Raw genomic sequence first — 8,667 nt, forward strand, 5'->3', positions numbered from 1 at the left:
CCGCCGTGGGCCCAACTTCGATGAGAAGAACTGCCACTCATCCCAACTTGGGTGAGACGAACTTCCGCCGGTCTCGACTCGGTGAGACGCGCCCCACTTTCACTGAGACAGGTCATGCCGGGACTGGTGACCCGTCAGCCAGCCCGGGTGGTGACCGCAGCTGTTGCCTCTTCGTGATGCCGGCCGGGTGGGTCTGGTGACTGTGTCGGTGACCTCGCGCCGGTTTTCTCCTTCCGTTGGATCCCATCGATCCCCATGGAAGGCGACTGTGCATCACATTCTGAACCTCTTGCCGATCTTCGGCGCTTCCCCGGCCGGCCGGGAGTGTGCGCGGTGACCGGGCTGACCACCGGCCTGGTGCGGTTGTTTGTCCGCTTCACACTGTGGCTGTTGCACTTGCCGGCCTGGCTTGCGGTGCACGGACTGTTGCTCACCTTGATCGGCTTGCCGCTGATCGCCGGCGGCTTGGTTTGGCGTGAGTGGCTGACGCGGAGGGTTCTCGCGGAGCGCGTGCGTTACACCCTCACCCCGACCCGCTCCTTCGACCCCTGCCAGGAGGAGATCTGGCGTGGTGCGGCGGTCCTGTTGCGTGCGGCGCGTTCCGGGCCGTGGTGGGCGCCCGCGCGTTCGAAGTCGGTGCGGATCCGGCTGCGCGCCGACGGCACGGGGGAGACGCCGCTCGCCTACAGCCTGGAGGGACACACCAGCGCGCGCCACCTGCTGTCCACGACGCCCTACGGCCAGGTGACGGTGGAGCGCTGCCGCCCGATCCGGGACCGGGAACGCGAGCACACGTTGCGCGCGCAGTTCGTGCTGCGCGGCGACCCGGGCGCCCCGTTGCGCGAGGTGCCATTGCAGCCCGATCCGCTCCAGCCGATCGTGGACGCCGTCGCGCACGTGCGCGCGGATCTCGGCGACCTCGCCGAGGTGATCGTCGACCTCCAGCCTGTCCCGACGTGGCGGCTGCGCCTGAAGCGCTGGCACCTCGCCGCCACAGCGCGGGCCCGCGCGCAGAGGGAGGCGCGCAAGGCGACCCGTCGGGCGATCGCCGACACCGACGCCATCGAGGACTCGCTTGTCGTCCAACTCGCGCATCTCCTGGACTTCGCAGGCCACCGCGGCCACGGGGGCCGGCGCATGGCGATGACGGTCCGGCCTCGCCCGGTCGACGCCGCGCAGGTCTGGGGCAGGCTCGGTGACGACGTCGGCCTGGTCCGTCTCCAGCTCCTCGTGCGCTGCGCCTCCGACGTCAAGGGTCGCGCCGAACGCTCCTTGAAGGCGCTCACGGCCGCGATGGACGTGTTCGCCGGCCGGTCCCGCCTGCGCGTGGACGGCACCCGGCTGGGCCCGTGGCAGTGGAGCGCCAACCACCCCCTGCGCCGGCGCGGTTTCGACCGGCGCTGGACCACGGGCCAGGTAGCGCCGCGCGCGGACTCCTGGCTGAACATCAGCGAGCTCTCCGGTCTGCTCAAGCCCCCGACCGTGCACTGCCGCCAGCCTTTGACCGCAGCCGTCCTGCCCGCCTACGAACTCGGCGCGCCGCTCATGCCGCAGGGCTGGTACCACGGCCCGGACGGGGTGACCCGGCTGATCGCCTCACCGCTCGAGGAAACCCTCTTCTCGGTATCCGTGGGCAAGTCCTTCTACGGCAAGACCACGCGCGCCGTCGTCCAGGCACTCGCGGTCGCGCTCGCAGGCGACGGCGTGTTCTTCGTCGACCCCCACGCCGACTCCTGGGACGCGGCCGCCCCGTACCTGGCGCACGAGTCGCTGAGAGACCGGGTCTGGCGGATCGACCTGACCGGACGAGACACGGGTTCCCGCCTGCCCTCGTGGAACCTCCTCGGCATGGACGCCGGCCAGCGCGGCGACGAGGTCGTGCGAGCGGCGGTCGACTCCTTCTCGATCGTGCTCGGCTGGGACGACCACACCGCACCCCGCGCCACCACCGTCTTCTTCAAAGCCCTTCAAGCCCTGGTCGAGGTCAACCGGCAGGCCGTCGCCGCCGGCAAACCCGCAGCGCAGGCCACCGTGTTCCAGGTCCGCACACTGCTCACCGACCCGACATTCCGCGAAGCCGTCCTCGACAAGCTCCCCGACAAGGCCAGGGCCTGGTGGAGCACCACCTTCACCGCCTACGGCGACGACGCCTTCGCCCCCGTCCTCAACCCCCTGGACCGCCTCGCCGCCGACCCCGTCGCCCACGCCCTCCTCGGCGCCCCCACCGGCAAGTGGAACGCGCGGGCGGCGATGGACAAGCGCCGCATCGTGTGGCTGTGCCTGGGCGGCACCGGCCCCACCCAGCGCCTGATGGTCAACCTCCTGATGCGCGACGTGTTCCGCGCCGGCCTGTCCCGGGGCGACCTGCCGGAGAAGAAGCGAAAGCCGTTCCACGTCTTCATGGACGAGCTGATCTCGCTGGACCAGGCCGGCACCGGATCCACGATCGCGGACATCACCGAGCAGCTGCGCAAGTTCGGCATCCGCCTCCACGTCCTGGCCCAGCTGCTGGAGCGCATCAACCCGGCCACCCGCGCCTCCCTGCTGCAGAACGCCTCCGCGCTGTCGACGACCTCCGGCTCCACCGACTCGGTCGGCGCCATCACCGAGCAGTGGCACGGCGCGCTCAGCATCCGCCAGGTCGCCGAACTGCCCCGCTACCACCACGCCCTGTCCTTCACCGCGGGAGGCAAGCAGCGCGGACCCCTGACCGTACGCGGCCCCCAGCCCGCCGAGGTCTTCGGCGCCATCAAGAGCAGCAAGCACCTCGGCGAACTCACCCAGACCAGCATCCAAGCCGTCGGCGCCCGCACCGCCACCTACCTCCACAAGCTCGCCGACCAGCAGGACGCCGCCGTCCTCGCCTTCCTCACCAGCCCGGCCGACCGCACCCCGCCGCCGCGCCCCGAGCGCCCCCACCCCGCCCGGACCACGGAGTTTCAGTGACCGAGACCCCCACCTATCTGCTGGTCGCCTGCCTGGCTCAGCACCGCCTGGCCACCACCGACCAGCTGCACGCGCTGACGGGCACGGGCCGGAGCCCCAACGCGACCCGGCTTCACCTGCAGCGCCTACGCGAGCAGCAGCTCGCCGACCACGTCTTCCTCGGCCGGCCCAGCTCCAGGCGCCTGTGGTACCTCACGGCGGCAGGCCGGGAGCTGGCCCAGCAGCTGCCCGAACTGCGCGACCAAGACCTCCCCGCGGCCCCGACCGAACAGACCACAGTCCGCCTGCGCGCCCCGCACACCCTCGCCGTGCTGCGCACCCACCTGGCCTTCCTGGCCGACGCCCGCCGCCACGGCGACGACTACGGCCCCCTCGACTGGACCCCGGAGGTCTACCACCGCCTGTCCGAGTCCCGTGCCGAGGCATTGGTCGCCGACGCCCTGCTGCGCTACACCGCCAACCAGCCCGGCGGCCGTACCCAGCTGCGAGCCTTCGTCGAAGTCGATCGCGCCACCATGAGCAGCGAACGCCTCGCCGCCAAACTGATGACCTACGCCCGGTTCCTCGACCACACCCCGCTCCCCGCCCCAGGCCAGCGCCGCGCCGCCGGCGCACGGCAAGCCCATCCCACCTGGATGCGCTACTACCCGGTCTTCCCCCGCGTCCTGTTCGTGCTTACCGACGCGAAGCCCACCACCTTGAACAACCGCATCCACGACCTGCGGGCGATGGCGGCCGGCAACCCGATGGCCGCCCGCCTGGCCCGCAAGGTCCCCCTCGGCGCAGCGATCCTCGAGGAACTCGAAGCCCACGGACCGTCGGCGCCGGTCTGGACACCGCTCGCCGGTGACGACACGACGGCACGGGGGTGGACCGGGCTGTGAGCGGCACCACCACGTATCCGCGGATCCGCCGCGGCACCATGGCCGCCGACCGCTTCACCCAGATCGCCAACGACCTCTTCCGCGACGCCCGGCTGTCGTTCAAGGCCAAGGGGATCTTCGGTCTCCTCGCCAGCCACCGTGACGGCTACGGCATCACCCCGAACCGCCTGGCTGAGCAGTCCACCGACGGCCTCGACTCCGTCAAGACCGGACTACGGGAGCTGGAGGCATGCGGGTACCTGTACCGCAGCCAGGGACGTCGGCCCGACGGCACGCTGGGCCCGGTCGAGTACTTCATCACTGACACCCCCGAGCCGCTCCAGCCCAGCTCAGCACCGGTGGTGGAAAACCCGTCACCGGCCCCGACCAGCCGCGACGGACAAAACCGCAGGTCGCGGCCGGTGGTGGATTATCCGCTAGCGGCTGGGCCGCCAGCGGCTGATCCGACCCCTAAGAACACCAAGAACAAGAACACCAAGACGAAGAACACCAACCCCACCCGACCCCGTCCCGGCCGGCCGCGCGACGGCGGACCGTTCCGGGGAGGAGAGGTGGGAGACGATTCCCGGGAGACAGGCGCCCACCCGCAGGCGCCCGAGACGACTGCGGGTCAGAACCTGCTGTGGGAGGCATCCGACCGGATCCCGCAGCTCACCCTCACCGGCGCGGCCCTGCGCCGCCTCGGCCCGAAGGCGGACGAGTTGCTGTGCCGCGGCTGGAGCCGTAGCCGCCTGCTGACCGTGCTGACCGCAGACACCGAGGACCTCAGCCATCCCCGCGGTGCTCTCGCCTGGCGCATCGAGGACCTGCTCGCCACACCCGTGCCCCCGGCCGAGGACAGTCCGCCGCCCGCGCCCCAGCGACCGGCCGATCGCGGCGTTCATCGTGAGTGCCCCGGAGACGACGGCCTGTGCGGCCGCCCTCTCACCGTCGGCGAGGCGTTGTGCCGTGCCTGCGCCACAGCGGACCGCGCCCGGTGAGCCGCCCCGGAACGGCGACTCGCGCCGCTAGACTGGATCACACCTCCGGTAAGGGTCCAGCGGTCCCGGTCGGCCGGAGAGTGCGGCCGGGGGGAGGAAGCCAACCTCCCGCCCTCGCCCCCGCGGGACGAGGAGCCGGCCGCTTGTCCTGCCCGGCCGCAGTCAGTCAGTCAGCTGCTCCCGCTTGAACTGACGCCGCGCCTGCGCCATCGCCGACTTCCACTGGGCCAGCGTGGCGTCGCCCTGGTCCGCTTCCTTCAGGGCCACAGCGGACACTGCGGCTCCGCAGGCGGCGCGCAACGCCTCCAAGCACGCCTCCAAGCGCGCCTGGTGCCCGGCCGCTGTCACGCGTCGGCGGGCTGCCTCCGCCAGGACCAGGTTCGTGTCCCACCGGCGGCTCGGCCGGCCAGGCCCGGCTTCGGGGGCTCCCGGCTCACCCAGCTGCGGCAACTGGCCCTGCGCGTGCGCGGAGGTGAAGCTGCTGATGCTCGCGTAGCCGAGGACCGCGGCCGCCTCGCTGGAACTGAGGGTGGCCTGGCTGACGTCGACATCGGCCGGCACCTCGGCAACCGACCGAGGCTTGCGAGGCTCGGGGTTTCCGCGGCCTGGCCGCTTGGCGTCCCACGCCAGGACCTTGCCCCGGCGCCACCGCCGCTGCTTGCGCCCGGCATTCGTCGTCTCCACCAGGTCCGGCTCAACGAAATAGCCGGGCTGCTGCTCGTAGGCGAAAACGGTCTGGGCGCGCTTGAGCTCCAGAAGGCCGGCGATCTGGGAGGCTGACACCAGTTCGCCCATCCAGAGCTCCACCTCCTCCGCGGACCACTGCCCGTCAGGGCCAGCAGCAGGGAACCCGGTCACCGCGCTCCGCGTCACGAGTGAGCGCAGCCGCGTCGGCGCGATGCCGTAGACGGCAACGATGGCGTCGAAGTCGATGCCAGTACCGGGCATGACCGGGTCCTTCCTCTTCCACAGAGTGTGAGAGCCAAATAATAGATAATTATCCTCAGAGTGCGCAACCTGGCGGCGGAGGGAGCGGCTCGGCGCCTACTCGGCAGCGGCGAGGCCTCAGGTGGCGGAGTGCACAGACGTGACGGCGCGTCCGCGCCAAGCGTGATACCCACGCCATCGCAGCCGCCCACTAGCGTCTCCCCTATGAACTTGACGTCCGAGCAGGCCCGTGAGCGACTCGTTGCTGCCCGCGCTGTCCGTCTCGCCACCGTCTCCCCCGCGGGCCAGCCTCACCTGGTTCCCATCACCTTCGCTGCCGAGGGCAGCCGCCTCTACTTCGCCGTTGATCACAAGCCGAAGAGCACCACCGCGCTGCGCCGCCTTAAGAACATCCGTGACAACCCGCGAGTTAGCGTCCTTGCGGACTTCTACGACGACGACTGGACCCAGCTCTGGTGGGTCCGGGGCGACGGCGACGCGGAGATCTGGGAGGAGGGCCCCGAGCGCGAGCGCGCCCTGGACCTCCTGGCCGCGAAGTACCCCCAGTACGCCGAGGCGCGTCCGGCCGGCGCCGTCGTGGCCATCACGATCGACCACATCTCTGGCTGGTCCTACAGAGACTGACGGCCAGATGCTCCCGTAGGCTGGAGCTTGTATACGCAAGCGGAGGTCGCGCGTGCCCATGACCCAGGTGCCCCTGTTCCGCAGGATCGCCGACGCCCTGCGCGACGCCATACTCTCCGGGGAGCTCGCGCCAGGCGAGCCGATCCCGTCCGAGCACGAGCTTGCGGCGCGGTTCGAGACGACCCGCGTGACGGTTCGCAAGGCGATCGCGCTCCTCAAGGCCGACGGGTTGCTCGCCACCCAGCAGGGAAAGCCGACGACCGTGCGGCCGCGCCCGGCCGTGCAGATGCTCACCACCGGCGCCAACTGGCGAAGACGCCGAAGCACCGGTGAGGCGAACTACAACGCCGAGGCCGCGGCCCAAGGCCACGTCGCCCGCCAAGAACTCCGCAGTGTCGAGCACGTCCCCATGCCGGCCGAGATCTCCGCGCGCTTCGACGTGCCGGAGGGCACCCCCGCCATCGTCCGACGCCTCCGCTACCTCGTCGACGATGAACCCATGCAGCTCGTCAACGCCTACTATCTGGCCGCGCGCTTCTCGGGCACGCCCGTCGAGGAGCAGCGTCGCATCCGTGGCGGAGTGAGCGCGCTGATCGAGGATCCCGCCGGGCCGATTCGTCAGCGGTTCGTGCAGTTCGTCGAGGAGCTGGAAATCCGGATGCCATGGCCGGACGAGCGCGACCTGCTCGCAATCCCGGACGGGGTGCCGCTCGCCCGCGTCTTCCGTGTCGGCCACGCCGCCTCCGGCGAGATCCTCGAGGTCCTCGACTCCCGCATGCCCGGCGACCGGCACAGCTTCCAGTTCGTGATCGACATTCCGTAGATCCGTTCTGCCGGCACGTTCCTGAGGGGCCGTCGGCCAGCTACCGGCTTGTATATCCATGCAGCCAGCTCCTATCGTGGAAGCAGCTTGGATATACAAGCTGGCGCTGACGGAGCGCCGGCATCTCCGGATACTGTGCGGCGCCAGCCGCTGCTCACTGCCCCGGGAGGAGCGCACGCCCGCCATGACGAACACGAGCGCCCAGGATCACTGGAACTGGCAGCATTCCCGTGGCGGTCTCGTCACCGTCGAGTGCGGCCGCTTCTTCGACGCGATCCGTCTGCCCGAAGCCCTCGGCGAGCGCATCTTCGCGACCTGGGGCCATGGCGCACTGTGCGGGCCCGTCTTGCACGCATCCCCCTGGATGTACTTCCTGACGGTGCCGAACACCGACGACTTCACCTGGCAGTGGCTCAGCAACAACTGTGAATTGCTGCGAACGGGCCGATACCTCGTCTGCCCCATGCCCGGGTTGATCCACCCGGCGGCCGGGCGGTGGCTTCGCGGGCCCGAGGCGAAGTTGTTCAGTCCGACGACGCTGGCCAGCATCATCGGTGTGTTCGAGGACCAGCTGGAGCGCGAGGCCGCGAAGTGAGCTGGCCAGGCATACCGGGGCAGGCAGCGGGATGCTCCCCGCCGCAGTAGCGGCTAACTCGGCGGATGTCGGTGGACTCCTAGGGGACCGAGACTCCTACGGGGCCTGTGGAGCCGACACGCGATCGTGTCGGCTGCGGGGGACCGAGGGCGCCCGCAAATACGGCAAGGTCCACGCCCGGCGCCAGCGCCGCTGCGTGACCCGCAACCGGTGCCAGGTCTGCGGCGGCCCAGCCTCGCACACCGAGGCCGGCACCCTGTGGCTGATCGAAGACGACGCGAGCACCTGGTCCCGCGACGTCGAGACCATGCACCCAAACCGCTGTGTATGCCCTGCGCGGAGATCGCCGTGCGCGAGTGCCCTCACCTACTGGACGGCTGCCACGCGGTCCGGGTCCGGAACCGGCAGCTGTTCGGCGTGATGGGCACCTTCTACACCTTCGACCGCGAGCTGAGCCGCCTCGAGACCGACGGCGGCGAGACCACGTACGACGTCCACCGAATCCGCGGCGGCCTGGGTGCACAGCGAGCCGCGGCGAGTTCCCTTCGCTGACGCACCCCGGACCGGCCTGGAACTCCAGCCTCCTGCCGAGGAGCAAGAACCGGACTGCTTCGACAGCATGGTCGACGCCGAATGGCCGGGCACGCCATGCCGGTGCCAGGTCGTTTGCCCAAGCCGAGCTTCCGCAGCCCACGGCGAACCGTGCTAAATCACGCTCCCGACCAGCAGCGACCCTCCTACGTGACGCAGCAGAGCGCCCAGATCCGACAGGGAATCGGCCCGGCGCGAGCAGACAGTGCGGTGCTCACCGCAGCCCTCCGCGCGATCAGGGCGCTGTATCGACCGGCGCTGCACGCCAGGTCCAGT

General features: G+C 70.5%; 8 protein-coding genes. 7 read left to right on the top strand and 1 reads right to left on the bottom strand.

What is annotated here, in order from left to right:
- Positions 1 to 333 precede the first annotated feature (333 nt).
- Genes BMY61_RS41445 through BMY61_RS41455 form a run of 3 tightly spaced genes read left to right on the top strand, consistent with a single transcriptional unit; the run spans position 334 to position 4,810 of the window.
- The gene (locus BMY61_RS41445; RefSeq protein WP_052439480.1) at positions 334 to 2,946 is read left to right on the top strand and encodes a P-loop NTPase family protein; all 2,613 of its coding nucleotides are present in this window, start codon (positions 334 to 336) and stop codon (positions 2,944 to 2,946) included.
- Positions 2,943 to 3,830, top strand: a complete 888-nt coding sequence (locus tag BMY61_RS41450) for a replication-relaxation family protein (RefSeq protein WP_042459491.1) — start codon at positions 2,943 to 2,945, stop codon at positions 3,828 to 3,830. Before BMY61_RS41445 ends, BMY61_RS41450 begins: the two co-directional genes overlap by 4 nt.
- Positions 3,827 to 4,810, top strand: a complete 984-nt coding sequence (locus BMY61_RS41455; protein ID WP_052439481.1) for a helix-turn-helix domain-containing protein — start codon at positions 3,827 to 3,829, stop codon at positions 4,808 to 4,810. Before BMY61_RS41450 ends, BMY61_RS41455 begins: the two co-directional genes overlap by 4 nt.
- A 162-nt stretch (positions 4,811 to 4,972) precedes the next feature.
- Here the strand turns inward: BMY61_RS41455 and BMY61_RS41460 are convergent, their stop codons facing one another.
- Complete coding sequence (locus BMY61_RS41460; RefSeq protein ID WP_042459494.1) at positions 4,973 to 5,758, bottom strand: hypothetical protein; 786 nt, start codon at positions 5,756 to 5,758, stop codon at positions 4,973 to 4,975.
- Between the two features lie 204 nt (positions 5,759 to 5,962).
- Here BMY61_RS41460 and BMY61_RS41465 point away from each other — a divergent pair, with 204 nt between their 5' ends.
- From BMY61_RS41465 to BMY61_RS41480, 4 genes are all read left to right on the top strand, one after another.
- Positions 5,963 to 6,382, top strand: a complete 420-nt coding sequence (locus tag BMY61_RS41465) for a TIGR03668 family PPOX class F420-dependent oxidoreductase (protein WP_042459497.1) — start codon at positions 5,963 to 5,965, stop codon at positions 6,380 to 6,382.
- Between the two features lie 58 nt (positions 6,383 to 6,440).
- On the top strand, positions 6,441 to 7,205 hold the full coding sequence (locus tag BMY61_RS41470) for a GntR family transcriptional regulator (RefSeq protein WP_042459500.1): 765 nt from the start codon (positions 6,441 to 6,443) through the stop codon (positions 7,203 to 7,205).
- A gap of 76 nt (positions 7,206 to 7,281) precedes the next feature.
- Entirely contained in the window at positions 7,282 to 7,800 is a 519-nt protein-coding gene (locus tag BMY61_RS41475; protein WP_177240410.1) for a hypothetical protein, read from the top strand.
- Between the two features lie 348 nt (positions 7,801 to 8,148).
- Positions 8,149 to 8,352, top strand: a complete 204-nt coding sequence (locus tag BMY61_RS41480) for a hypothetical protein (RefSeq protein ID WP_143094792.1) — start codon at positions 8,149 to 8,151, stop codon at positions 8,350 to 8,352.
- Positions 8,353 to 8,667 lie beyond the last annotated feature (315 nt).

Origin of the sequence: Streptacidiphilus jiangxiensis (assembly GCF_900109465.1) — a bacterium.
Taxonomy (GTDB): Bacteria; Actinomycetota; Actinomycetes; order Streptomycetales; family Streptomycetaceae; genus Streptacidiphilus; species Streptacidiphilus jiangxiensis.